Origin of the sequence: Jutongia huaianensis (assembly GCF_014384985.1) — a bacterium.
Lineage (GTDB): Bacteria > Bacillota > Clostridia > Lachnospirales > Lachnospiraceae > Jutongia > Jutongia huaianensis.
Genome location: NZ_JACRSX010000026.1, coordinates 1 through 25,989, shown reverse-complemented (window position 1 = coordinate 25,989; position 25,989 = coordinate 1). Strand labels below are relative to the sequence as shown.

General features: G+C 41.8%; 23 protein-coding genes and 2 pseudogenes. 19 read left to right on the top strand and 6 right to left on the bottom strand.

The window, feature by feature from the left end:
- Nucleotides 1–187: 187 nt before the first annotated feature.
- Complete coding sequence (locus tag H8704_RS13250; protein WP_249298576.1) at nt 188–2,308, bottom strand: hypothetical protein; 2,121 nt, start codon at nt 2,306–2,308, stop codon at nt 188–190.
- 135 nt (nt 2,309–2,443) lie between these two features.
- On the opposite strand from H8704_RS13250, the gene H8704_RS13245 reads away from it, so the two are divergent.
- From H8704_RS13245 to H8704_RS13230, 4 genes are all read left to right on the top strand, one after another.
- Nucleotides 2,444–3,010 (top strand): hypothetical protein, encoded by a 567-nt coding sequence (locus H8704_RS13245; RefSeq protein WP_118679237.1) that lies wholly within the window; start codon nt 2,444–2,446, stop codon nt 3,008–3,010.
- Between the two features lie 29 nt (nt 3,011–3,039).
- Nucleotides 3,040–4,200, top strand: a complete 1,161-nt coding sequence (locus tag H8704_RS13240; protein ID WP_118679239.1) for a hypothetical protein — start codon at nt 3,040–3,042, stop codon at nt 4,198–4,200.
- Between the two features lie 446 nt (nt 4,201–4,646).
- Complete coding sequence (locus tag H8704_RS13235; RefSeq protein WP_118679241.1) at nt 4,647–4,835, top strand: hypothetical protein; 189 nt, start codon at nt 4,647–4,649, stop codon at nt 4,833–4,835.
- A gap of 20 nt (nt 4,836–4,855) precedes the next feature.
- Nucleotides 4,856–6,025, top strand: a complete 1,170-nt coding sequence (locus H8704_RS13230; protein ID WP_249298575.1) for a CgeB family protein — start codon at nt 4,856–4,858, stop codon at nt 6,023–6,025.
- Nucleotides 6,026–6,034: 9 nt separating this feature from the next.
- On the opposite strand, the gene H8704_RS13225 is transcribed toward H8704_RS13230, so the two are convergent.
- Both H8704_RS13225 and H8704_RS13220 read right to left on the bottom strand, forming a co-directional pair.
- The gene (locus H8704_RS13225) at nt 6,035–7,126 is read right to left on the bottom strand and encodes a glycosyltransferase family protein (RefSeq protein WP_249298574.1); all 1,092 of its coding nucleotides are present in this window, start codon (nt 7,124–7,126) and stop codon (nt 6,035–6,037) included.
- Between the two features lie 6 nt (nt 7,127–7,132).
- A complete protein-coding gene (locus tag H8704_RS13220; RefSeq protein WP_249298573.1) occupies nt 7,133–8,305 on the bottom strand; it encodes a CgeB family protein in 1,173 nt (390 codons plus the stop codon).
- Between the two features lie 312 nt (nt 8,306–8,617).
- Here H8704_RS13220 and H8704_RS13215 point away from each other — a divergent pair, with 312 nt between their 5' ends.
- Nucleotides 8,618–9,511, top strand: coding sequence for an Rpn family recombination-promoting nuclease/putative transposase (locus H8704_RS13215; RefSeq protein ID WP_249298572.1), 894 nt, complete (start codon nt 8,618–8,620; stop codon nt 9,509–9,511).
- 17 nt (nt 9,512–9,528) lie between these two features.
- On the opposite strand, the gene pseG is transcribed toward H8704_RS13215, so the two are convergent.
- A complete protein-coding gene (gene pseG, locus H8704_RS13210; protein ID WP_249298571.1) occupies nt 9,529–10,572 on the bottom strand; it encodes a UDP-2,4-diacetamido-2,4,6-trideoxy-beta-L-altropyranose hydrolase in 1,044 nt (347 codons plus the stop codon).
- A gap of 183 nt (nt 10,573–10,755) precedes the next feature.
- Between pseG and pseC the strand changes: the two genes are divergently transcribed.
- From pseC to H8704_RS13185, 5 genes are all read left to right on the top strand, one after another.
- Nucleotides 10,756–11,967, top strand: a complete 1,212-nt coding sequence (pseC, locus tag H8704_RS13205) for a UDP-4-amino-4,6-dideoxy-N-acetyl-beta-L-altrosamine transaminase (RefSeq protein ID WP_249298570.1) — start codon at nt 10,756–10,758, stop codon at nt 11,965–11,967.
- A gap of 266 nt (nt 11,968–12,233) precedes the next feature.
- A complete protein-coding gene (locus tag H8704_RS13200) occupies nt 12,234–13,148 on the top strand; it encodes an alpha/beta hydrolase (protein WP_249298569.1) in 915 nt (304 codons plus the stop codon).
- 166 nt (nt 13,149–13,314) lie between these two features.
- Nucleotides 13,315–14,703 carry a condensation domain-containing protein gene (locus H8704_RS13195; RefSeq protein ID WP_249298568.1) on the top strand — a complete coding sequence of 463 codons (1,389 nt, stop codon included), beginning with the start codon at nt 13,315–13,317 and terminating at the stop codon, nt 14,701–14,703.
- A gap of 30 nt (nt 14,704–14,733) precedes the next feature.
- The gene (locus H8704_RS13190; protein WP_022465134.1) at nt 14,734–14,964 is read left to right on the top strand and encodes an acyl carrier protein; all 231 of its coding nucleotides are present in this window, start codon (nt 14,734–14,736) and stop codon (nt 14,962–14,964) included.
- Nucleotides 14,961–16,520, top strand: a complete 1,560-nt coding sequence (locus H8704_RS13185) for an AMP-dependent synthetase/ligase (protein ID WP_249298567.1) — start codon at nt 14,961–14,963, stop codon at nt 16,518–16,520. Before H8704_RS13190 ends, H8704_RS13185 begins: the two co-directional genes overlap by 4 nt.
- Here the strand turns inward: H8704_RS13185 and H8704_RS13180 are convergent.
- The gene (locus tag H8704_RS13180; RefSeq protein WP_118679259.1) at nt 16,508–17,101 is read right to left on the bottom strand and encodes a TetR/AcrR family transcriptional regulator; all 594 of its coding nucleotides are present in this window, start codon (nt 17,099–17,101) and stop codon (nt 16,508–16,510) included. The two genes, H8704_RS13185 and H8704_RS13180, sit on opposite strands and share 13 nt — an antisense overlap.
- A gap of 124 nt (nt 17,102–17,225) precedes the next feature.
- Nucleotides 17,226–17,624, bottom strand: a pseudogene (locus H8704_RS14620) (IS4 family transposase); the annotation flags it as partial.
- A 231-nt stretch (nt 17,625–17,855) separates the two neighbouring features.
- Between H8704_RS14620 and H8704_RS13175 the strand changes: the two are divergent.
- The 9 genes and pseudogenes from H8704_RS13175 to yaaA all read left to right on the top strand — a co-directional run bounded on the left by H8704_RS13175 (nt 17,856) and on the right by yaaA (nt 25,935).
- Nucleotides 17,856–19,574 (top strand): HAMP domain-containing methyl-accepting chemotaxis protein, encoded by a 1,719-nt coding sequence (locus H8704_RS13175; protein WP_118679261.1) that lies wholly within the window; start codon nt 17,856–17,858, stop codon nt 19,572–19,574.
- Nucleotides 19,575–19,620: 46 nt separating this feature from the next.
- Entirely contained in the window at nt 19,621–21,312 is a 1,692-nt protein-coding gene (locus H8704_RS13170; RefSeq protein ID WP_249298566.1) for an EAL domain-containing protein, read from the top strand.
- A 259-nt stretch (nt 21,313–21,571) separates the two neighbouring features.
- Nucleotides 21,572–22,654: a GGDEF domain-containing protein gene (locus tag H8704_RS13165; protein WP_118679263.1), complete on the top strand. Its 1,083-nt coding sequence runs from the start codon at nt 21,572–21,574 to the stop codon at nt 22,652–22,654.
- A gap of 244 nt (nt 22,655–22,898) precedes the next feature.
- Nucleotides 22,899–23,207 (top strand): annotated as a pseudogene (locus H8704_RS13160) (NifB/NifX family molybdenum-iron cluster-binding protein); the annotation flags it as partial.
- Nucleotides 23,207–24,031 carry an Mrp/NBP35 family ATP-binding protein gene (locus tag H8704_RS13155; RefSeq protein ID WP_249298564.1) on the top strand — a complete coding sequence of 275 codons (825 nt, stop codon included), beginning with the start codon at nt 23,207–23,209 and terminating at the stop codon, nt 24,029–24,031. The pseudogene H8704_RS13160 and the gene H8704_RS13155, both read left to right, overlap by 1 nt.
- Before the next feature lie 29 nt (nt 24,032–24,060).
- Nucleotides 24,061–24,471 carry a C-GCAxxG-C-C family protein gene (locus tag H8704_RS13150; RefSeq protein WP_249298563.1) on the top strand — a complete coding sequence of 137 codons (411 nt, stop codon included), beginning with the start codon at nt 24,061–24,063 and terminating at the stop codon, nt 24,469–24,471.
- A gap of 34 nt (nt 24,472–24,505) precedes the next feature.
- On the top strand, nt 24,506–24,715 hold the full coding sequence (locus H8704_RS13145) for a DUF6219 family protein (protein WP_249298562.1): 210 nt from the start codon (nt 24,506–24,508) through the stop codon (nt 24,713–24,715).
- A gap of 3 nt (nt 24,716–24,718) precedes the next feature.
- A complete protein-coding gene (gene bcp, locus H8704_RS13140; RefSeq protein WP_249298561.1) occupies nt 24,719–25,174 on the top strand; it encodes a thioredoxin-dependent thiol peroxidase in 456 nt (151 codons plus the stop codon).
- Complete coding sequence (gene yaaA / locus H8704_RS13135) at nt 25,174–25,935, top strand: peroxide stress protein YaaA (protein WP_249298560.1); 762 nt, start codon at nt 25,174–25,176, stop codon at nt 25,933–25,935. The genes bcp and yaaA overlap by 1 nt, the downstream gene beginning before the upstream one ends.
- Nucleotides 25,936–25,989: the final 54 nt, after the last annotated feature.

The following is a 25,989-nucleotide window of genomic DNA, read 5'->3' as shown; positions in this document are numbered from 1 at the left end:
ATTTATACCAGTATAATGCAAATAAGAGCAGAGAACCAAAATCTGGTCTCTGCTCTTAATAACTATCAATAAAATCTTGTGTCAGTTTTTTGAGTTTACACAAAACTTGAAACGGTCTCAAAAATTGAGGTACGTCTCATCTTTGGTTCACTGCTCTTTTTTGTGCAAATAATATGGAAATGTAACTTTATTTATTGTATATATAATTACTGTAATATTTTTTGTTTTTTACGGTGGCAAAAGTGCGTACTCGTACATAAATCTTTTTGTTTGATTTCACTACTGCGGAAAAAGTTGTCTTTTTGGTTGTCTTTTTGATTTTCTTTTTGAAATTCTTCTGATACGAATATTGAACTTCATATCCGGTTACTTTTTTTACTTTTTTCCAGGATAGTGATAATTGTTTTCCGTTATTGGAATATTTTAAGAATTTCGGCGCAGCGGGGACAATATCAAAGGTTATTTCTAATTGACCGGTATAAGAAGATATACCGGAAATAATTGCTCTGGCTGTGCCGATTTTTTTGTTGTTTTTGTACTTAACGGTATAATCCTGATCGACGGTGAGTAGTTTATCGTTTAAAGTAACAGTAAAGGATGGTTTTATAGCTTTTCCTGTATAGGCTTGTTTTTTGATTTTTGAAATTATCACTTTGTCGGATGATAAGGTTGTTGTTTGCTCCAACGCAGTTCGCAAATTTGTTGCGGTTGTTATTGGCGCAGCAGAAGGGGATTGAGAGCTTATAGGACTCTCAGGCGATGGAGAAACAGTATTTGGTGCTTCAGAGATGAATGGTGAAGGCATCAAGGATGGTTCTGTGGATTCAAAAGGCTGTTCGGATACAGATGGTTGCCCGGTTGGTGTTTCTGATACAGAGGGACTTTGAACAGGGACAGCTGAAACGTCAGGAGTTGGAGAAGATATTCCCGGAGTAAGGGACTCGTGAGGGATATCAGGAGTCATGCTAACGGATGGGTTGATAGTAGGAGCGTTGCTGCTATCCGGATCTTTAGATACGGAAGGAGTATAAACAGGGGGTGCAGATACATCAGGGACAGAGGTGACGGATGCCGTGGATGAGGCTTCCGGACTTTTTGTATCTTGAGGAGGTATGGAGGTGACAGGACTGGAAGAAGGACTAACTGTTGGAGCAGGTGTTGCAGGACAGAGCTTTGAGAGATGAAAGCTCTGTGTGAGATTTTCGCTTGTATAAATACGGATATAGTAATTGCCGGAAGCTATTGTATCAGTGTAATTCAGACGCAGATCGCCAAAGGTACTTTGAGAAAGTACCTTTCCCGTTGAATCAAGGAGCTCTGCGTAGACATATGTACTATCCGGGCTGCTAAGAGTAATGGACGTAGCGATTGCCGTTTGGAAAAACAGGCTTTCATAGGAGTTTTCCAGAGTTAGTTCACGTTCTCCGTCTATTGACCAGCTTTCTATGGGTGCATCGGAAAGCTTTTCGCTGATACCAAGCTTGAAATCGCCGGTTTTATTTCCGGTAATACAGGAGATTTCGAAGTAATAGGTGGTATTGGCCTGAAATACATCATATATAAGGAAACCATTTTCTTTGTCGCTTGATGTACTATAATACACAGTTTCTAAAGCACTTTCATTGTTGTCTGATTTTTGTGAGACGGTAATACAGAGATCCTGAAGATAGGTACAGTTTTCCTGATGAACCTTTTGGTCGGGACAATTGCAGGAAGGCAGTTGATATATTGCGTATTTTCCTGTGACAGCCGGAGTGAAGGTTACAAAAAGGGACTGCTCCATGGTGGAAATAGACTCAGCAATTCCGGAAGGTGACAGGGAGACCGAAGCAGTATCTTCATAGGAAGATTTGTCAATTGTTTTACGCAGACAGATATCAAAAGAGCCCTCTGTGCTGGAGGTCTCGCTGAACTGCGCTGTGAAATAATAGGTTGATCCGGCAGAAAGAGAGCAGGTCAGAGAAAAGTTCCCTCTGCTTCCATGGTGGGTATAATCATAATCTAACATAGTTCCATTGGAGCTGCGCAGATAGCATGCGGTTGCTTCATTGGAGATAGAATAAAATGTATAATCACAGGATTCTGCGGGGGTAAACTGATAGGTAGCCTCTCTGGAACCGTGTTGGAGGTCATAGCTCAGGAAAATTGTTACAGGTTTATTCAATTCCAAAATTCCATCGTAGGAAGGAGTCGCCGCTTGAACGGAATAAATAGTTCTTTGTGGGAAAGGGAATAAAGAAAAGATAAGTGTAATACACATTATCATTGTAATAGTACGTGATTTATTTCGTAGATGATGTATGTTCATAATGAAAACCTCGCTTTTTGTTATCTATGATAAATAGTATATCGGATAATTTATAGATAAAGCTGAGAGATGAAAAAAATAAAAAGGGGTTAATGAATAACCGTAAGGAGCCGATAAATTATATGAGGTGAAAATATGGAATCAAAGGAATCAGGAAAAAAGCGGGGAGAAGGGCTTTCGGAATCCAAGGAAGCGGAAAAAAAGAAAGAATCAAAAAAAGTCAGGATATTGATTGCTGTTATTATAATTTTGGTGATAGCAATTATTGGTCTGATTATTTTCTTTTTGTTTCGTGATAAGGGAAAGAACACGAAAGTAACGGATAAGCCAACGCTGATTACTGAGGAAAATGCCGGTCAGGTGCTGGGAGATTTAGAGGATGATAGTGCAGATACGATGTTTAATTGCCGTATGACGTATAACTGGTCTTTTAATGGAAAGAAATCGGAGAATGCATATGTGGCAAACACGGACTATAATCATTATCCAATTTATTTCGAGGTACGTGATGATGATTCGCAGAAGATTATTTATAAATCTGCGACGATTCCTGTCGGATCTGAAGTTAATGGAATAACTTTGGAGAAGAAGCTGAGTCTGGGTACGCATCCGGCCACAGTCATCTATCATTTGGTGGATGAGGATGGGAAGGAGGTAAGTTCCACAGCTTTCACAATCACTATTCAGGTAGTAGGAAACTAATACCAATCAATTTTCAAGGAGGAAAAATTATGATGAAAAGAAAGTTAGCAGCAAGTTTACTTGCAGGTGTTCTGGTAGCAGGGCTGACAGTAACGAGTGCAAGCGCAGCCGGTGCAACCGGCACTACAGTTACAGGTGGAGGTTCTGGTCAGGTGTACAGTCCGGAGGATATTATTGATGTGGTTGTACCGACAGATTTCAAAATCGCATTTAACCCATTAAAGGTAAATATTCCGGCAGATTCAGATGGATTCGGACTTACCGGTGCAACACAGGTTCTCTCTGGAACATATGCAATCCAGAACAGAAGTACCATTCCGGTAAATGTATCGGCATCTTTCACAGTAACAGGAGATGCGAAGGCTATGGTAGCATCTGCTGATGATGTGGCTGCCTATGATGCACAGACAGACCTTACAAAAGTAACAGCTGCAGAATTTTCTCTGGATCTTGTTACAACGGCAAAGGGATCAGCACAGGCTTTAGCCGGAACTGTGACAGACAAAGGAGATTCCACAACAAAAGTACGTCAGGATGCAGCAGCAGATGGAGTGAAAATTGCAAAGGCATCTACACACTCTATTCCACTGACTGAAATTGCAAAGGCTGCCAATACAAATAAAAAGGATATTAATTTTATGTTAGCAGCAGGTCCGTATACTGCAAAATACGACAGCACGACACATAAGGTAACATATCAGGTAGATTCAAAGGGATCATTTGATGCGGTAGCATTTAAGTTTACAGGTACTACGACTACCAATGCTGCAAAATGGGCTGCAGTTACAACAGCACCTAAGGTAACGGCAACATATACATTGACAGAGTCCAATGAGACAGCATATGCAGCACAGCCATTCGACCCATATTCTAAAGCAGTAACACTGAAGACTGGAGATGCAGACGTTACAGTCAGCACGGCAGCAGGTTCTTATGTCTTTAATACTGCACTTACTCTGACGAAGAACTCTGACGGAGATATTGATAATGCAAAGAACAAGGTATCTGTTTTGAGCTTGACTCCAAATGCAAAGGCTGTATCAAAATCATTTACTGATGCCGGCGTAACAATTACTCATAATGATGATACAGACACATATACTGCATCTATTGCTAAGACGGATGATATTCCGGCAGGATTTTATCTGTTTACAATCAGCAAAGAAGCATTTACAGTAGAAGTTAAATAGGTTTTATTGTAAACAAAATATTCAAACAAATAGAAGGTCTGAATGATCAGTTTTGGTTATTCAGACCTTTTATGATATATATATTTAATATTTTCTGTATAGACATATGGATATTTTTGTAAGCAGGATCTGTTATTGACATTTGGGGAGGAGACCGTTAAAATCATCTTAAACACAAAGGGAACGATGGACGATGTTCGTTCGGAAATGAAGCGGATATTCGCGCGAAGGCAAAGTGAGGATGGAATAAATATATTTGTTCCATCCGAGCGCGCCCGCGGGGTCAAATACCCTGCTCCTTGGGGCAGATAAAAAAGAAGCTAAGTTATGCTCCGTAGCTTGTTGCAGGGTATTTGACTGGATTATATCGACGGTCAGGAAGCAACCGATGACTTGAGGAGGCGGTGCAGTCGTTCCGCCGGAACGAGAAGTGGAGGTTGGATTATATGACGCTGGAGCAGGAGTATCGGGAGAGATATAACGAAGGTGTATTGGATGGCGAGACAAAGGGAAAAATAGAAATATTGTATTTTGACATGCAGATGACCATTCCGGAGATTGCGGATAAATTGTCCATTTCAGAGGAACAGGTGCAGGATATTGTGGAGAATTTAAAGAGAACAGCAGAAATGTAATGAAGGTGTGAAAATAGATAATGAATATTCTTTTATATGACTGGCAGAGTCAGTCGCAGTATGATCTCAAGGAAGCATTGGAAAGACAGCCGGATATTCATGTGATTCCATTTGCATTCAAAATGATCGATTATAATGAAGATCCGGAATTTGAACAGGTTCTTGTGCAGGCCTTAAAAAATGAGAATTGCAGAATATGCCTGTCCTTTAACTTTTTTCCGGTGATATCAAAGGTATGTCAGGAAGCAGATATTCTTTATGTTTCATGGATATATGATTCACCCCATATTACATTGTATTCGCCCTGGGTTCGCAATTCCTGTAATTTAATATTTTCCTTTGATAAAGTACAATGTCAGGAACTGAAACAGCTGGGCGTGACGAATGTATTTCATTTACCGTTAGCGGTGAATGTGCCGAGGCTTGATCAGTTGCGTCAGACAAAGAAAGTCATTGGTCTGAAGCAGAAAAAATATGACATTTCATTTGTGGGGAGCCTGTATGAAAACAATTATTATGAGCAGATTACGTATCTTCCGGCTCATCTGAAGGGATATTTAGATGGTATCTGCAGAGCACAGATGCAGTTATTTGGAGTGGATATACTGACAGAATTATTACGTGAGGATATATTAACAGAGTTAAGCGAATATGTAAAATTGAATATGGATCAGACGTATCTGGTTACCTATGGCAGGTTATTTAGTGACTTGTTCTTGAAAAAATATATTTCGTCTATGGAGAGGAAAGAGCGGTTAGAGTTATTGGGAAAGATACGTCAGGTTGCGTTGTTTTCTGGCAGCCACTGGACAGGAGAAGGGATTAACTGTTATGGGACAGTGGATTATATGAATGAAATGCCACTTATTTTTTCCTTATCAAAGATAAATATAAATATGACAATTCGCAGTATCACATCAGGTATTCCGTTGCGCTGTATGGATATTCTGGGGGCAGGAGGTTTTTTATTTAGTAATTATCAGCCGGAGTTGGAAGAGTATTTTGTGCCGGAGAGAGAATGGGTATCTTTTCAGGAGGCGGAAGAGATGTTAGATAAGGCAGTATTCTATTTACAGCATGATGAGCTTCGGAACAGGATCGCAGAGAATGGTTATCAAAAAGTAAAAAGAGAGTTTACTTATGACAAAGCATTGGGAAAAATGCTAGGGACTGTAAGGAAATTGACGTGAGCTGCAATATTACACACACAGATTTCGCATATAATCTTGGGCGATTTCTGAAACCTGCCATATATTAAAGTAATGTCTGGCAGCTTCCTGCTCTTTTTCCGGAAGAAGATATTCTAATCGCCAGAGATGCCGGCAGATCTGGGCATAGTGAGCTGGAAGCCAGGAATCAATAGAGAGATTTTTTGTTTCCAATGGCGCAAATATTTCAAAAAGGCCTGCCTGTTTTTCAAGCTGATATATCTGCAGGAAAATTGTCAGAATACAGAATAATTCATTTTCCTGATTTTGGGCAAGGTTTTCCTGTACAAATATAAGTGCCTGATCATAGTTATGATTGTTTAGAAGTTCAAGGAGAGTAACGGATGCCTGTGTTTTGGTCTCATGAGTAGAGTCGGCAGGCGTTATATATTTGCTGCAGTCATCAATTTCTGTTTGATTCTGTGGATAATATTCTTCAAGAAAAACTTTGCGGTACCGATGGTAATTCTTTAAATTCATAAAACCGGTATCATGAAGCGCCCATGGGGATGACTGATATGGTACTGCGATCAGATATCCTGCACGGGAGAATTCTTTTGATTGTGAGATGTCGTAAAAATCCCAGCCTGTAAATAAGTCAGAACGCCATGGGATATCCTGACTGGTTGCCATAAGCAATCCATCAATTGCTTCCACAGGAGAATACATTCTGGCTGGCGAAACAGGGATATTAAAATAATCGTCAACTGTTGAAATACAGTGGGAGCGGACGGCACCGGTTCTCATGGCATTTGACCACATACAGCCATTGCTGTGAAGCTGTTTAGTTCCAACCATACCTATCAGTCCGATTTTATTGTTTTTCTGAAAGACAGTAAGGATGTCTGCAATAAAATTTTTGTTAAGAATCAGAACATCCTGATGGAGGTATACTTTATATTTTGCATCGGATGCTTTCATAGCCTGATTATATCCCTGCGCCATAGATTCAGCATTTCGAATTGGAATAATATCAATAGAAAATCCCTCCGGAATAGCAAGCTGTTTAATATAAAGGGTACATTCATATAGAGCAGCCTCATCATTTGTACATACAATAAAACTTACTTTGTTTGTGTCCATAAATAGTTATCCTTTCTGAATGATATCCAGTATTTCCTGAAAACGCTGTTCGTAGGTGTGCGCGGAATATACTTTTTGCTGACCGGATCGGGCTATTTCATCCCGTTCTGTAGGATTTGCAAGGTAGTAATCAATTTTTTCGATCAAATCATCAAGATTTTCATAGTACACATAATCTTTACCTGCCGTAAAATGACGATCAAAGTCCCTTTGATAATTGGTCAAAAGAAAACCTCCGGCTCCCATAATGTCCATCGCCCGTAAAGGAATACCGCTCTGGATGCTTCGGAGAGAAATGTTTAGATTAATCCGTGAGCATTGAAAAACAAGAGGCATTTCCTTTTCGTAGTGAACGGTTCCCATGTTTTGAATAGTAGTAAACTGGGGAGTTGGATTGGGGGTATACAGTTTTACGAGAAGATTCTTTCGGGCATTCAGAAGCGCCATACATTGGGAGCGTTCTGTTTGGGTGATCTTACGGCAAAGAAAGTAATTTGCGTAAAGATAACGAAGTGTTTCGTGACCGTCTCTGGATGGTTCCAGAGGAATATTTTTTTGAAGCTCTTCCAAAACTTCAGGAGTCAGACATTCTTCTAAGAAAAGTTGTCCGTAAATTTGCTGCTGGGCAGCCATTATCCCTTCCAGATAGCCCTTTGTATAGACCGGAAGATCAGAAAAACGGTCGTATAAATTATGCTTTTCGTTGTATAATGAACCGACAAAGGAGACATCTGCATCCAGAAGCTTCCGATGCTCCGGGGAAATGGTTAGTGTGGATAAGCGTTTGGGATTGACAGCCATCGGCAGATAGTATACCTGCTTTACACCTAATGCTTTGAGGTCTGTTACCATTTGACTGTCAAAAATAAAAATGTAATTACAGCTGTGAAAAATAGTGTCAGAGTATGTCAGCACCAGAGGACTGTCATAACACCAGCTGACATAAGGGATTTTAATATCATTACATACATTGGATAGAATCGGATAGTAGTTGGAGGAAAAAATAAGATCAATATGTTCCTCTTTCACATAATTGCGTAATTCAGAACGGAATCGGGGATCCTGTCGATAATTTCGCGGTTCCTTTTGATAGAAAATGACTTCGTTTCCAAGATTGACAAGTGCTTCCCGGATATCATCTCTTCCAAAGCTTTTCCAGTCAGGAATTAATATTTTCATAGTGATCCTCCCAATGCGGTGAATTTTATTTGAAACGATATTTTATATTATAACAGTTTAGGTCATTTGGGAAAAGGGGGGAGGTGGATAATTTTATTCATCATTCCAAGCTGTTTTTTAGAACACTCAAAAAGGATTTTCCCTTGCTCTTTTTCTTTGACCATGTTACACTAATCTCAAGCAGAAAGTGACATCTTTTATTTATCTATTATATTTATCAAATCAAAATATTTATTCAACTTCACTGCTTAATTCATCAGATATTATTAGAAAAGCAGGGAGGTTGACGATACCTCCCGGAATGGAGGTACTATGGAGAAAAAGCATACCAAGACAGAGAAGAATGGGATGGGATTTATTACCAGCAGGAAAATTGACTTTAACCAGATCACGATTCAAAATGATGTGATGTTTTCATCTGTGTTTCGTGATCCGGAGGACTGTCGGGAACTGCTTCAGCGTATCCTTGGAATGAAGATTCGAGAGATTGTAGTTTCGGATGATCAGAAGAGCATAAAAGCGAAGCCGTGGAGTAAAGGAATTCGTCTGGATATTTATGTGAAGGACATGGAAGGAAACGTATACGACATCGAGATGCAGGTGCTCGATACACAAGAACTGGCATTGAGAAGTCGGTATTATCACAGTGAGATGGACAGTTATCAGATACAGGCAGGTCACAAGTACACGGAATTGAAGGCTTCCATTGTGATCTTTATCTGTGGCTTTGATCTGTTTGAGCAGGATCGCAGCATATATACCTTTAAGACAATCTGCAAGGAGGATACGGAACTTGAACTAAATGACAAGCGTACATCAGTTTTCGTTAATCTGAAAGGAAGCCGGGAGGGACTGCCGCCAGAGCTGGTGTGTCTGCTGGATTATCTGGAAAGCTCAGAGGCAACGGATGATTTTACGGACCGGATAAATGGCCGGGTCGAAAATTTGAAGAACGATTTTGAATGGAGGGAAAATTATATGATGTTAGAGATGAAGATGGAGGAGCGGTTTGAGGCAGGATTGGAGCAAGGCTTAGAACAAGGTCGAGAGCAGGGTTTAGAACAAGGTCGAGAGCAAGGCTTGGCACAGGGAATAAAGATTTTACTTTATGATGTTCACATGACAATTCCTGAAATTGCCGAAAAACTATCCATCACAGAGGAAGAAGTGCAGGGAATGGTGGATAAATTGAAAAAAGAAATGTAACAGATATCGGTTAGAGTTTAAGGGTTCTCGAAGAGAAAATCCGCAATCCTTTGTACTCCTTGTCCATCTACCAATGCATTCATACGGGTAGCATATTCTTTTCGCAGATGGTCATTTGTCAGGTAGGTATCCAATGCCCGGAGAATGTTTGATACAACAGGATCGAAACGGGCATCTCCGGCATGGAGCATAATATGCTGGTCACCCATTTGCTTCACACCGTTTAATTGATTATCGGCAAAGGAGAAGCAGACAGTAGGCGTGCTGCAGGCGCATAATTCTAAAAGAGTTGTTCCACCTGCCGATACAGCAAGCTGATTACGCCGCATATAGTAGCTCATATTGCTGACGTTTTTGTGAATCCGGATCTGTGGAAAACGGGCAGCCATGGCTTGCAGTTGTGTCTCATCCTGATTCATGCTTCCCACAATGACATCAAAAGAAAAGCCTTTTAGAGAATCAGGAATGGTAGTTGTTTGTTTATCGTGGTCTAAGCAGGCTGAGAGGATCTGCAGAGTGACGTGGTAAGGGTCCGTTCCACCGGTTGTGATCAGAATACTTTTGTCGCGAATGACCGGAGCTCCGGTTGATTGAAATTCTTCGCGGAGAGGAGAATATTTTGTGCCGGCCAGTACTTTTGTGTCAGCACCGAGATATCGCTTGAAATAGGTATCGTAATCAGCGCGGAGACCATAGTGCAGCACAGCAGAGACAGGATAGGTATCGGTTTCTAAGTCATCGAGATATAACACAGGGATCCTTTGGTTTAAGGTGGCAAGATAAGAGGGTGTGATCTGATAAGAGTCAACAACCAGCCATTTCAGTGGATATTTGTTTAAAAGCGGAAGGAATATATCGTATTCTGATTCCATATGCTTCCAGTCAGTATGAAGTATTACATAAGGAATGTTGGCGGTCTCCAAACGTGCCGTTTCTTTTTCTTCCGCAAGAAAGAAGATGCATTTGGTTCCTCTTTTGATAAGCTCTGTGGCAATAGAAATACAGCGGACAAGATGTCCGGTAGCAATTTGTTCATTTGCGTCAACGCGAAATCCGATCATAACGGTAGCCTGCCTTTCTATGGTATTTATTCCAATATTAGAATAGTCTAAATGAAGTATACCACAAATCAGCTGTTTTTTCTCTGAAATGTTGAGATGGAATGGTTGGTTTTTTTCTTGTGGTTCCGGTGAAATCGTGTTACACTTACAACATGCAGATTAGTGAAAAGGAAAGGTGACATTATGTATATTCCATATGGAAGACAATCGATAGATGACGCAGATATTGAAGCGGTTGTGAAGGTATTAAAGTCGGATTATCTGACCACAGGACCGGCAGTGGCAGCTTTTGAAAAGAAAGTGGCAGATTATGTGGGGGCGAAGTACGCTGTAGCAGTGAGCAATGGAACAGCGGCGCTTCATGTGGCGTGTCTGGCAGCAGGAATTGGTGAGGGGGATGAGGTGATCACGACGCCGATTACCTTTGCGGCATCTGCGAACTGTGTGCTTTATTGTGGTGGAACGCCGGTATTTGCAGATATTGACCCGGACACATACAATATTTCTCCAGAGGAACTGGAGAAAAAGATTACTTCCCGGACAAAAGCAATTATTCCGGTACATTATACCGGGCAGCCTTGTGATATGGATGCCATTCTGGAGATTGCACATAAGCATAATCTTTTGGTTGTTGAGGATGGAGCGCATGCACTGGGAGCAGCCTATAAAGGAAAGAAGATTGGAAGCATTGCCGATATGACCTGCTTTAGCTTTCATCCGGTAAAACCTGTGACGACAGGAGAAGGTGGTATGATCGTTACAGATAACGAAGAGTTATATCGCAGGCTGGTTTTGTACAGAAGTCATGGAATTACTAGGGATAAAGATATGATGCAGCAGTATGAGGAACAGCTGCAACAGTCCTCGGATCCGGCATTGCAGGAGGCTGCAGATATGCTTCGTGGAGACGTTATAGATCCGGGAGGATGGTATTATCAGCAGCTGGAGCTGGGATATAATTATCGGATTACAGATATTTCCTGTGCACTAGGTGCCAGTCAGATGGACAAGCTGGATCATTTTCTGGAACGCCGGAGACAGATTGCAAAGAAATATGATGAGGCATTTGCGGATATACCGCAGATCAAGACACCATGGCAGCAGGAGGGATGCCAGAGTGGCTGGCATTTGTATATGATACAGACAATGGAACGCAGCAGGAGAGAAGTTTTTGAAGGGCTGCGTCAGGCAGGGATTGGTGTCAATGTGCATTACATACCGGTTTACAGACATCCTTATTATCAGAGAAACGGTTATGCAGGAGTACATTGTCTGAATGCAGAAGCATTTTATGAGAGAGCGATTAGTCTGCCGATTTTTCCGGGATTAACAGGGCAGCAGCAGGATTATGTGATTGAGCATGTGATTAAGGAATGCACAGCAATCAAAAGTTGATATTCCCTATATCACCTGTCGAATCACAAATTTTTATCAAAGCATCTACCGGATCCCATCCGTCACAGAAATTTTTATATCCTTCCGGAGGGGATAAAATGTACAGCAAAGACTGGCAGAAAGAACGGGGAATATAAAGGAAACCGGCGTAAAGTTTATCATTGCGAAATATGTATATCATTGGTATAATAATCTATAAAATTCATAAGGAGAGGTGGTACCGGTAAAATAAAATTGTGAAAAATCCGGCAAGAGAGGTGTTAAAAGTGATTTTATTTCGTATGGTAGTTAAAAATAAAAAAAGGACGAAAGCAGGAAACGGGGAAGGATTTAAACCCCGTAAAATGAAGATAAATCATCCGCGTGTCTGGTTTCCGGAGGAGTATGAGCAGGGGAAACAGTGGTGCATGGAGCAGCATATGCAGCATTGTTTTGTAAGAAGCCATGACGGACTGCAGCTGCATGCCTTCTATTTGCCGGCAGAAAATGCCGGACGTACGATACTTTTGTCCCATGGGTACCGCGGAAGCGGATTTGGGGACTTTGCACCGGATGCCCGTTTTTTACATGAACATGGGTGCAATCTGCTGTTTATTGATCAGAGAAGCTGTGGAGCCAGTGAGGGAAAATATATTACATTTGGAGCTTTGGAGCAGGAGGATGTGAAACGGTGGTGCTGGTATCTGGCAAAACGAAACAAAAAACGGCTTCCGATTTACCTGTTTGGCAAATCCATGGGTGCATCCGCAGTGCTTATGGCATCCGGAAAGGAATTACCTCATTATGTAAAGGGAATTATTGCAGACTGCGGATTTGTATCCATGAAATCACAGTTTCAGTACATGGCTGCAAGCTGGTTTCATCTTCCGCATATTCCGGTCCTGTTATGGCGGTTATCGGTCAGGTGCCGTATTCAGGCTCATTTTTCCATGAAGGATGCAGATACCACACATGCCATGGCAGTCAACCACCGACCGGTTTTGTTTTTTCATGGTTCAAGGGACGGCTTTGTCCATCCGGATCAGTCGGTAAAAAATTATCAGATGTGCCGTGCTCCCAAAAGACTTGTGATCATCGGCGGGGCGAGACATCTGTGCTGTGCTTTTCAGCAATGGGAAAAATATCATCAGTCGCTGCTTCGTTTTTTTGAAAAATATGATGCAGGAGCCAGGATAGGATAGATATGTTCGGAAAATATCGAACATAAAACGATAAAGTGTACGGTAAGTTCCGGACACTTTTTTTCATGATGTCCATTAAGCATTTTGCGGGGTAGAAATGTAATTTCCATTGTGTTACTCTGACTTGCAGAAACAATAAATGATCTGGAAGGAAAAGGGGAATTGTATGGAGAGAACATATTATCCGCTGACAGCGGCTCAAAAGATGCATCATCACTGGATCAACCGGTATCATACCCAGCAGGTTTCCGGTGTCAGTGTTGTGGCAGCGTTACAGGCAGAACTGGACATGGCATTGCTGGAAAAATGCCTTCGTGAAGAAATCTGCAGATATGGGTGTATGAGAGTACGTTTTACCCGACCGGATAAACACGGCGAAGTACAACAGTATATCATGAAAAGAGACAACCGGAAGCTGAAGACGTTTGATCTGTCTGATCTGTCGATGGAAAAAGCAGATGAAATCATGCAGGGATGGGCATATGAAACCTTTGAGGGGGACGATGTGCCTATGTGTGAGATCCGGCTGATGAAGCTGCCGGAAGGTTACGAAGGCTTCTTTATCCATATGGATCACCGCCTGATCGACTCCTGTGGTCTGGTGGTCATGATCAATGATGTGATGAAGCTGTATACGCATTACCGTTTTCAGGCACCAAGGCCGGAACCGCTGGCGGACTATGAGGAAGTACTCCGGACGGATCTTGCAAAAGCATCACGTCAGAAGAGATTTTTAAAGGATAAAAAATTCTGGGAGGATCAGCTGGATACATTGGGGGAACCTCTTTATTCGGATATTCAGGGCCCGGAGGTGCTTGCCCGGGCAAGAAAAAAGCATAACGATCCCACGCTGCGTGCAGCGGATATTGAGATGGAGAACCTGTTTGTGCAGGTCAAAGACTATATCCTCGAGCCGGAGCCGACCAGAAGGATGCTGGATTTTTGCCAAACCCACCAGATTTCCGTGACAAATCTTTTGCTTTTGGGGATCAGGACATATCTGTCAAAGGTTAATAACGGACAGGAAGACATTACCATACAGAATTTCATTTCCAGGCGTTCCACCAAAGCAGAATGGACCTCGGGAGGCAGCAGAACCATTATGTTTCCGTGTCGTACGGTGATGACGCCCGACACAGAGTTTCTTGATGCGGCATATGAGATCCAGAATGTACAGAACCGGATATACCTTCACAGCAATTATGATCCGGAGCTGATCGTACAGGAAATGAAGCACAGGTACCATACGCCGGAGCACACGGCGTATGAGAGCTGTTATCTGACCTATCAGCCGATGCCGGTATCTGTGGATAATCCTTATCTGGAGGGAATCAGGACTCATGCCCGGTGGTTTGCCAATGGAGCAGCAACCAAAAAGATGTATCTTACGGTTTCCCATACGCCGGATGGCGGAACCTGCTTTTCCTTCCATTATCAGACGGCACATCTTTGCGAAAAGGATATGGAGATCATGTACTATTATCTTATGCGTGTTTTATTTGCCGGCATGGAAGATCCGGAAATAACACTGGGAGAGATCATGGAAAAAGTTTGAGGGAATAACATAGTGATGGAGGATGAGACGATGGAACAGACATTTAAAGAAATTGTGGCAAGATACTGCGAAACAAAGCCGGAGGATATGGATCCGGAAAAAAGATTCCGGGAGGATCTGGGATTCAGCTCGCTGGACTTTATGTCTCTTTTGGGAGAACTGGAGGATACATTTGATATTGAGCTGGAGGAAGAAGATGCCCTGCAGGTTCGGACGATCGGAGAGGCATTGGAATTACTGGAAAAGGAGTGTTTGGAATGAGTATGCTGATTGGTGAAATACTGGACAACAGCGTCCGGGAACATAGGGATGTTACAGCGGTTCAGTGGCTGGAAAAACGAGAAGTGTACGGAGAGTCCTATGGGGAACTATGGGAGCGGATCGGCAGAATCCGCCGGGGACTGCAGGGAAAAGAGATGAAAGGAAAGCATATTGCTTTGATCGGAAGCAGTAGTCCGGAATGGATCGAAAGCTATCTCGCAGTGATTACCGGTGGCAGTGTGGCAGTGCCATTAGATGCGGGACTGCCGGCAGAAGATCTGGAAGAACTGTTAAACCGGTCGGACAGTGAAGCTTTATTTATAAGTGAAAAGAATCGTTCCATGATCCCGGGAATCTTCTCTTCCTGTCCGAAGCTAAAACAGATCTGGATGCTTCAGGGAAAGGGAGAGGAACCGGGAGACAGGGTCTTTCCGTTAGCACAGCTTTTGGAAGAAGGAGAACGGGCAGAGGATCAAAAGGAGCGTGTCAGGGCTGAGGACATTGCAACGATTATCTATACTTCCGGAACCACAGGCAAAAGCAAAGGTGTTATGCTTACACAGGAAAATCTGGCACAGAACGTATTGTCCGTGACGATTTCCGTAAAACCCGGAACGAAGGTGCTGAGTGTGCTTCCGATCCATCATGCATTCTGTCTTGTCATGGACTGGCTCAAGGGCTTCTCCCTGGGAGCAACGCTTTGTATCAATGATTCCTTTATGCATATGGTGCGGAATATGGGAATCTTCCGGCCGGAGATGATGCTGATGGTGCCGATGATGATAGAGACACTGTACAAAAAGCTCAGCATGGCAGATGCATCCATTTCCAAAAAGGCTGTGGCTGGAGCTGTGTTTGGACCGGATCTCCATACCATATTTACCGGTGGGGCACATCTGGATCCTTTCTATATCGGGAAGTTTGAGGAGTACGGTGTACAGGTGCTGGAGGGATATGGCATGTCGGAATGCTCCCCCGTGATCAGTACAAATTCCGTGGAAGACCACAAGAACGGCTCCATCGGACGGCCATTGTCCAACGTAGAGGTTTCCTTTGAAAATGGTGAGATCCTGGTGCGGGGAAGCAGCGTGATGAAAGGATATTACAAAATGCCACAGGAAACAAAAGAGGCACTCCGGGGAGGCTGGCTGCATACCGGAGACAAGGGATATCTGGATGAGGATGGATTCCTGTTTATCAACGGACGTGTCAAAAATCTGATCATTCTTTCCAATGGAGAGAATATATCCCCGGAGGAAATAGAAAATAAGATCGGACTGGATCCTTTGGTGGGGGAAGTCATCATCACCGGGGAAGATCAGGGGCTGTCTGCACATATTTATCCGGAGCAGGCGGTTGTGGAGGCAATGTCACCGGATGAACAGATGATACACAAAAAACTTCAGGATGTATTGGATAAATACAACAAAAAACAACCAACCTACCGTCAGATCACGGGGCTGGTTGTCCGGAAAAACCCATTTGTGCGCAATGCAACGGGCAAGATTGTCCGTGCAAAAGTAAATATAGATGAAGCAGATGATCAATCCAGATAGGGGAGTGTGGATTTTGAAAAGGAGTCTGCCAGCAGCTTTGCGACAGTATCGGTCGGAACTGCAAAATCTTCCTTTGTCCATTTGTGGAGAATGCCAAGTGCTCCGCCAATGGAATAAGCGATCGCGAAAGATACCTCCTGCCTGGAATGTGCGGTGGAGCCGGTGAGATTGGCTGCGTCTCTGACATACCGGTGAAACATGGTCAGAGTTTTCTCAAAGAATGCATCACCGCGGGGACTGCCAAGCAGCTGTGCCAGGAAAGGATTTTCCCGGATATAGCTGCATAAATTCTGATAAAAACGGAGGATAATGACAGAATTATCCTGCGGTGTGCTTTTTTTGACATGGAACTGATCCATCATCGTAAAGAGATGATGGATCGTCTGATCCTCCACTGCATCCAACAGATCGGGAATTCCTTCGTAATGATTATAAAAGGTACTCCGGACGATCCCTGCTTTTTTAATGACATCAGACACTGTGATCCGCTCCAGTGTCTTTTTTTGGGCAATTTCATAGAATGCCTGGCAGATTGCCTCCTCTGCCACGAGAAACCGCTCATCCTGTATATTTTTATTCATAAGAGCCCCCGTTTTCTGATTTTACATAAAGTTTACAATGAAACCATAGCATGAGTTGACAGATTGGTCAAATCATTTTCTCAAACTGATCGCACTTGAATAAGTGCCTATGCATCTTGAAAATTGGAGATGAAAACCAGCTGTCAAAAAGAACATATTTTGCTGGAATTGCAGCTTTTTTAGCAGTTTCCAGAAGTGTAAGCATGGCATGGTAGAACGGTTACGTTCAAACATGGAATCGTCTATAATAAGAACATTGGCACGGTCTTCCGAATCCAGTGGAAGAATAGCGTTGTTTATGATTCTGGATGCAAGTATTGTAGTAAAACGCATCCAGTTAATTTGAACTATCTTCATGAAACGATACACGGTATCTTTTGCAAAATCAGGAGTATTTTTTTCCAGGAAGCAGACTCATATACATACTTCTGTTGGAGAAAATATGAAACCTTGTGAAAAATCGTTTGATAGATTTAGAAATCTGCTTATCATTTTGAGTCGCTTGTGTTATACTTTTATTCATAGCATGAGCCTCCGGTTTGTAATTGTTTTTCGACAACTCAATTATGCCAAAACCATTGGTTCATGCTATTTTTATGTCAGTTATTATTGAATTTTCAAGGTGCATAGGCACATTTTAATGTGCGAAGTTTCAGTTTAATACTTTATTAATAGATTTTTCCAATAAAGTATGCTATATTATAACCGTTTATGGATAAATAAATGTGAATTTACAAAGGAAGGGAAAACTATCATGGAAAAGATCAAAAAGCGTATAGCTAACTTAAAGGTTGAAGGAAAATTAAAAGTATATCGAATGACAGTGCTTGTTATGACATTATTTTTAATGTTGGTGGCACTGATCTCGACATTAGTGATCCGTTCAAATATAGAGAAGATCACGGAGGTCTGGTCTCCGTCATTGGAATGTCTGCAGGATTTAGAGACAATGACTGCGAAATACAGAATCAAACAGTATCAGCATCTGGTAGAATCAGATGCAGCAATCATGAACTCCTGCGAAGAAGAAATTCAGAAGCTGGAGAGTCAGATCCAGGATACCGGTGCGAATCTGGATGCGATCATCACTGCAGACAGTGATGCTCAAAAAGGACAGGACGATTACGAAGTAGCAAACGCTGCATGGGAAGAATACAGGGCTGCTTCAGATGAAATCCTGAAGTTGAGCCGTGAGGGTAAACAGCAGGAAGCATCGAAACTGATGACCGGAGAGGTGTATGAAGAATATAAAGCTTTTGCTGAAAAATTAACTATATTACGTGACGAGTTCCAGGTAGAATTAGACCGGGCAAAGACCATGGCTAATGTATGCACTGTAATCATATTTATTGTGATCGTGGCAGCGGGTCTTGCGATTGCTGTAGTGACGACACTGATCGGAAAGATCATTACCAATTCCATTACCGAGCCGGTAGAACAGATAAAGGCAGCAGTTGCCAGCCTGCGTAAGGGCGAACTGTCTAATGTAGAAATGCTTACCTATGAGTCTGAGGATGAGCTTGGCGATACCATCAGGAATCTGAAAGAAGCCATGGGTATTCTGGCAGATTATGTCAGCGAGATCTCTGTGGAGGTAAAAGCAATAGCGCAGGGTGACCTGACCAGAAATGGTGATGATATTACAGATTTCCTAGGCGATTTCTCGGAATTGAAGGCATCACTGCTGTATATTCTGAAACGGTTTAACAGTACCCTGACCGAGATCAGCAATCTGGCAGAACAGGTATCATCGAATGCATCCGAGGTGGAAAATGCATCAAAATCCCTGGCGGACGGTGCAACAGAGCAGGCAGGAGTTATCGAGGAATTGAATGCCACCATTGATACAGTCGTGGATCTGGCGGCAGATACAGCGAAGGAAACACAGAGCGCATCTGCACGTGTAAAAGCCTCTGCAAATAAAGCGAACGTAGAAAAAGAAAAAATGAACGATCTGCTGATGGAAATGGAGCACATTACAGAAATCTCCAAGGAGATCGGTAATATTATCACAGATATCGAGGATATTGCATCCCAGACCAACCTGTTATCCCTAAATGCTTCCATTGAAGCTGCCAGAGCAGGAGAAGCAGGAAGAGGCTTTGCGGTGGTTGCGGATCAGATCGGCAAGCTGGCAGCGGATAGTGCGAAGTCGGCTGTGAATACGAGAGATCTGATCGATAAGACCTTAGTGGAAATCGAAAGGGGCAATACGGTCACAAGAACAACAGCAGACGCATTTAATCAGATCATTGCAGATATGGAGTCCTTTGCAGAGATTGCACAGAACACCATGGAGAAAGCAAACTCCCAGGCAGAGTCTTTGGAACAGATCGGCCAGGGAATTGAACAGCTGTCCGGTGTGGTACAGGGCAATGCTGCATCCTCCGAAGAGAATACTGCAATCAGTATTAATCTGGCAGAGGGAGCAGCCAAGATGCAAGACCGCGTGAATATCTTTAAGCTATTCTAGAAAATGACAGGAATAGAGTGAAGTTGTCGAAAGGAAGGTTCTTGTTGTGATTAATGATATATTTAAAATGTTTGGAGGGCAAACAGCAGAAATCTTATTTGAGATCATTACAGAATGTATGGATGATTATCTGTATATATTTGATCTGCAGAATAATGCCTTTGAGATTTCACAGTCAGCTGTGGAACGATTTAATATACCGAGTAATATCCTGACAGATATGTCAAATGAAGTTATGAAGGTAGTATATGAAGGAGACCGTGAGATGCTTGCAAAGCATCTTGCGGATATATGTGAAGGAAGAGAAAAGGTACATAATCTTCATTATAGATGGCTTGATAAAGAAGGTATGCCGGTCTGGATCAACTGCCGTGGTATCGTTATCGATGATCAGCAGGGAAATGCGGAATATCTGATCGGGTGTCTGAATGAGACCGGCAACAAGAGAAGGGCTGATAATGTCACCGGACTGCTTGGTGGTCCGGAATTCCTTACTTACTTGCGTTCGCAAAAGGAACCCATTTCAAAGGGCTTTTTTATGCATGTAGGAATTGATGATTTCGGAGCGATCAATAGCTCCAGGGGAGCTGATTATGGTAATTATATCCTGAAAAGTGTAGCCGGTTGTATGAAGGAATGCCTTTCAGACAAGCAGAGAATTTATCATCTGGTAGCGGATCAGTATGTGATCGTGGATCTGGAAGCTTCCTCCGCAGAAGACGCTGTGGCACTGAAAGAAAAGATTACAGATAAACTTCATAATTTCATAGTAGCCGAAAAGTATGAAGCTATATTTTCTATTTCTATTGGTGTTATAGATGCAGCAACATTTTGTGAGGGAAACGAAGAATGCCGCAAAAAGTTTGAATTTGCCTTGAAACAGGCAAAAAGCATGGGTAAAAATAGATTCTATATTTTTGACCAGGATGACTATGAGGTCTTTTTGCAAAAAGGAAGAATCATAGCAACACTTCGTAATGCTATTGTGAACCATTGTGATGGCTTTGAAGTATACTACCAGCCGATCGTGGACTGTCAGTCCGAACAGATCATTGGAGCAGAGGCACTGATGCGTTTTTCCATGATAACGGAAGAAGGGCGGGAGTTTGTTTCACCGATGGAGTTTATCCAATTATTGGAAGAGACCGGATTGATCATTCCCGCTGGAAGATATATTTTGAACGAAGCTGCAGCAATGTGCTGTGAAATGCAGAAATATATTCCTGACTTCCGGATGAATGTAAATGTATCCTATGTTCAGATCCTGCAAGGCAATGTGGAGCGGGATATTCTGGATGCAATTCAAAAATATTCATTACAGCCGGAATGCTTATGTGTTGAAATGACAGAAAGCGGATTTATGGATATGACACCTTCGTTCTGTAAATTCCGTAAAACTCTGGACAAGAACGGGATTCCATTTGTGATCGATGATTTTGGAACAGGATATTCGAATCTTCATTGTATCCGTGATATGAATCCAAGTTACGTGAAAATGGATAGGGATTTTACTGCCAAGGCGATGAACAGTGACAGGGATTATGAATTATATAAAAATATCATCCCCATGGTACATAGTATTAACGTCAGGATATGCGCAGAAGGCATCGAGGAAAAAGAATGGCTTCTGAAAATGAAAGAAATGAAGGTTGATTATCTGCAGGGATATTATTTTGAAAGACCATGTGGAAAGAAACAGTTTCTGCAGCAATATGCCAGTGGCATCAACGTTAAATAAAGAGAGTAAGGCAGACTCAGCTATGTGGGGCTGCCTTCTTTTGTGCCTGTAAACGCCATTTTCCTAGGAGTGTTCAAATGCCCCCCTTTGAACACCTCTAGGGGAAATATGGTTAAATTGTATCACGTTCAGTGTTCCAACGAAGACAGAGGGACACTCTTTGTGACAAAAGGAACGTCCCTATAAAGACATTTTCCCTTTTCTGTGTTATAATAATGTGTAATATGTATATTTACAGATAGAAAAGGGGGAGGAGTTTATGTTTCATTATTTTTTACAGTTGAATTTTGCGACGATCTTAATATCTTTTTTTATGTTGATTTTCGTCAATGTAAATCCTGTATTTCAGAGAAAGGTAATTCGGTTGTTTTCCATTGCGATAAGCTCAGTACTTTGTCTGGTTATCGTTGACAGTATAGAATACTGGTGTGCGACACTTCCGTATCCGACAATGCTGCGTGTGGCAGTATCTATTATTGGGTATGCGCTTAGACCAATCAATATATGCTTTGTGATCCTTCTTTCCTGTGGTAACAGAGTGTCGCAAAAGTTTAAGAAATTTATTGCGCTTCCGGGGATTCTGAATACGTTGATCGCTCTCACTGCGTTATTTTCAGGTGTTTGTTTTTCCTACTCGGATAAGAATGAATTTGTGCGGGGGCCACTTGGATATTCGGCATTTGCTGCCTCCGGTTTTTATTTAATTCTATTGGTTATCCTGACTAATAAGTTATATAAGATGGAGCATACATACGAATCGCTGACCGCAATTTTCATTGCGGTGACGAACACGATAGCTGTCATTCTGGAGGCGTTTTTCCATTATGACGGACTCATCAATACCACGGGAGCTGTGAGTATTGCATTTTATTATATGTATTTGACGACACAGCAGTTCAAGCGGGATCCACTTACGCGTGCGCTCAACCGTCGGTATTTTTATCTGGATGCGGATCATTTGATGGAGAGCAAATGTCTGACAGCGGTAATTTCCATTGATTTAAATGATCTGAAGAGAATCAATGACGAGAATGGCCATGCGGCCGGGGATACGGCTTTGTGTACGATTGTAGCGTGCATTCAAAATATACTGCCGAGGGGATGCCACCTGTATCGAACCGGTGGTGATGAGTTTATGATCTTATGTTCACGGGTTTCAAAAGATGATGTCCCTGCTCTGGTCGATCATATGCGGAGGGAGCTTTCTAAGACTCTTTATTGCTGCGCCATTGGTTTTGCCACGCCGGATGCAGACGAGGATTTTGAACATATATGTTCTATTGCAGATGCAGCCATGTATGCAAATAAAAAACAATTAAAAGGCGAAGATACGATTCGCTAGTAATTAAAGTAGCAGAAGATAGATACTACAAATATGCATTGGAAAAAGGCTTTATTACTATTGCCGAGACGGCAGAGTTTTTAGTAGCGCCTGAGCGCTTTTATTAGATATGGTTAAGGAAAGTTAACTGATAAATGAAGATGCTGATTTCGTATCAGAGTGTGGAGAATACTGTGTTTAAGACGTTAGGGGATGAGTAAGAATATAGGAATAACAATCCATAATAACAATTTATACTAAACAGACACAGATTGTAGATACCAATGGGCAGGGACACGGTGCATTGTCTTCATTTCTGACCGAAGCATGTGTTAATGTACTTATATGTGGTGGTATTGGCGGTGGAGCCCAGAGTGCACTTGCAGAAGCGGGAATTCAGCTGCTTGGAGGTGTGAGTGGAAATACAGATGAAGCTGTAAGAAATTATATCAGTGGAAATCTGGTGTATAATCCGGATGTACATTGCACACATCATGATCATGAGCATACATGTGGAGCGCATCATTGTGGTGAGGATAAGCATGGCTGTGCCGGTAATGGAAGTGACTGCTGATGAGTGGATCAAAGGAGTGTTCCAATAATTGTAAAGAGTGTGGAAGTGAGTGTTCTGAACGAAGGGAACCGAAGAAACTGATAGAAGAATCCGGTACAGGTTCACAGATAAATAAAGTCATTGGTGTTGTCAGCGGAAAAGGAGGCGTTGGAAAGTCCCTGGTGACTCCCTTGCTTGCTGCATCTATAAGGGAAAAAGGGCATTCGGTGGCTGTTCTGGATGCGGATATTACAGGACCGTCCATTCCTAAAATGTTTGGATTGTCCCAAAAAGATAAGACCAATAAAAATAGAATCTTTCCAGTTGAGTCTGGACACGGCATCAAAATAATGTCAGTGAATCTTTTACTGGATCATGAAACTGATCCGGTAATCTGGAGAGGTCCTTTGATTGCAGGGACGGTAAAACAGTTCTGGAAAGATGTATACTGGGGCAATGTAGATTATATGTTTGTAGATATGCCACCCGGAACAGGTGATGTACCACTGACTGTATTTCAATCATTGCCGGTAGATGGGATTATTGTGGTAACTTCTCCACAGGATCTGGTAGAAATGATCGTAGGAAAAGCTGTGAAAATGGCTGGAATGATGCATATACCGGTAATAGGAATTGTACAAAACATGGCATATTATGAATGTCCAACCTGTCATGATAAGCATTATCTTTTCGGAAAAAATGATATCGACACATTGGCTGAAGAATACCATATCGAAATGACAGCAAAGATCCCGATTGATCCGTCTCTAGCAAAGGCATGTGATGAAGGTAGAATTGAGGATTACGAAACAGATTGTCTTGATAACCTGATAGAAAAGTTTTAAGTATCCATATGAATAATAAGGAGAGACGAATGAATACAAGAGTAAAAGAAGCTGAAGAAAGAAAAAAGAGTGGTTATAACTGCGCACAGGCTGTTGCATGTACTTATTGTGATATGGCTGGAGTAGACGAAGAAACAGCAAAGAATTTAACACAGGGATTTGCGGTTGGAGGTGGAGAAAGTATGGAAGGAACTTGCGGAGCATTGATAGGAGCCGTAAGTATGTTAGGCTTAATTAATAAGAATTCCCCAAATACTATGCAAAGCTCCAGAAAAATGATGAATGCATTTAAAGAGCAAAATGGAACAGTCATATGCAGGCAGTTAAAAGGGATGGATGATGGAATCGTAAAAAGGTCATGCATAGACTGTGTAAAGGATGCCTGTGTGTTTTTGGAAGAACAACTTACTTGTTCTGAAGATCAAGAAGTTTCAAACTGAATGGAAATAGCCATGTACAGGAGGTGAATGGATCATGAAAGCACATAAATATTGGTCAATAGGTGCAGTGATCACAATGGCTGGAACTTTTTATACGGGATACAAAGGGTTAAACACAGGACATAAATACTTTGCGTTCGGTTCCTTGATATGTATGATTATGGCAGTTTTTACAGGGCACAAAATGATTTCGGGCAATAAGAGAACAAGGAAACAGACGGAAGATAAAGAAGTGGAGGAATAACATATGTTAGAAGCAGGAACAAAAGCACCGGATTTTGAATTGCCGGATCAGAATGGCGAAATGCATAAATTAAGTGATTATGCAGGTAAGAAAGTGATTTTATATTTTTATCCAAAGGATAATACGGCGGGATGTACGAAGCAGGCATGTGGTTTTTCGGAACGTTATCCTCAATTTATGGAAAAAGGTGCAGTTATTCTTGGAGTTAGCAAGGATTCCGTAGCTTCTCACAAGAGATTCGAGGAGAAATATGGACTGGCATTTACACTTTTAGCAGATCCGGAGCGTAAAGTTATTGAAGCATATGATGTCTGGAAAGAAAAGAAAAACTATGGAAAAGTCTCTATGGGTGTGGTAAGGACTACATATCTTATTGACGAACATGGAGTTATCATCAGAGCCAATGATAAAGTCAAGGCAGCAGATGACCCGAAAAATATGCTAAAGGAATTAGATTGATGAAAATTATATTATCTCCGACTAAAAAGATGATTACGGATACCGACAGTATAGCACCGGTTGGATTGCCGGAGCTCCTTGATAAGACAACAGAGATACTAAGCTGGTTACAGGGTAAGTCAAAAGAGGAACTGAAGGCTATCTGGAAATGTAATGATAAGATTGCGGAACAGAATTTTCATAGATTGGAATATATGGATATTTACCATATGCTTACTCCGGCAGTATTGTCATATGAAGGAATCGCATTTCAGTATATGGCGCCATCTGTGTTTGAAGGCAGACAGTTTGAGTATATACAGGACCGTTTGAGAATACTGTCTGCATTTTATGGTGTGCTGAAACCGATGGATGGGGTGACACCTTATCGTTTGGAAATGCAGGCGAAGATTGGAATAGGAGATGCCAGGAATTTGTATGAGTACTGGGGAGATATATTATACGCTTCAGTGATTGATAACAGTAGGATTATCATTAATCTTGCATCAAAAGAGTATTCTAAATGTATAGAAAAGCATCTTACATCACTGGATCACTATATTACGATCACATTTTGTGAGTTATCAGGAGACAAACTGGTAACAAAAGGTACCTATGCAAAGATGGCTCGAGGTGAAATGGTTCGATATATGGCAGAAAACAATATTGAAGATCCTATGGATATTCAGAAATTTGACAGACTCGGCTATTCGTTTAGAGCTGATCTATCATCAGATAATGAATATGTTTTTGAACGAAATCTGGCAAAATTATTTAGATAAAAGATGCTCTATGTGGGCATCGTTTATCTAAATAATAGGAATAATTACTATTTT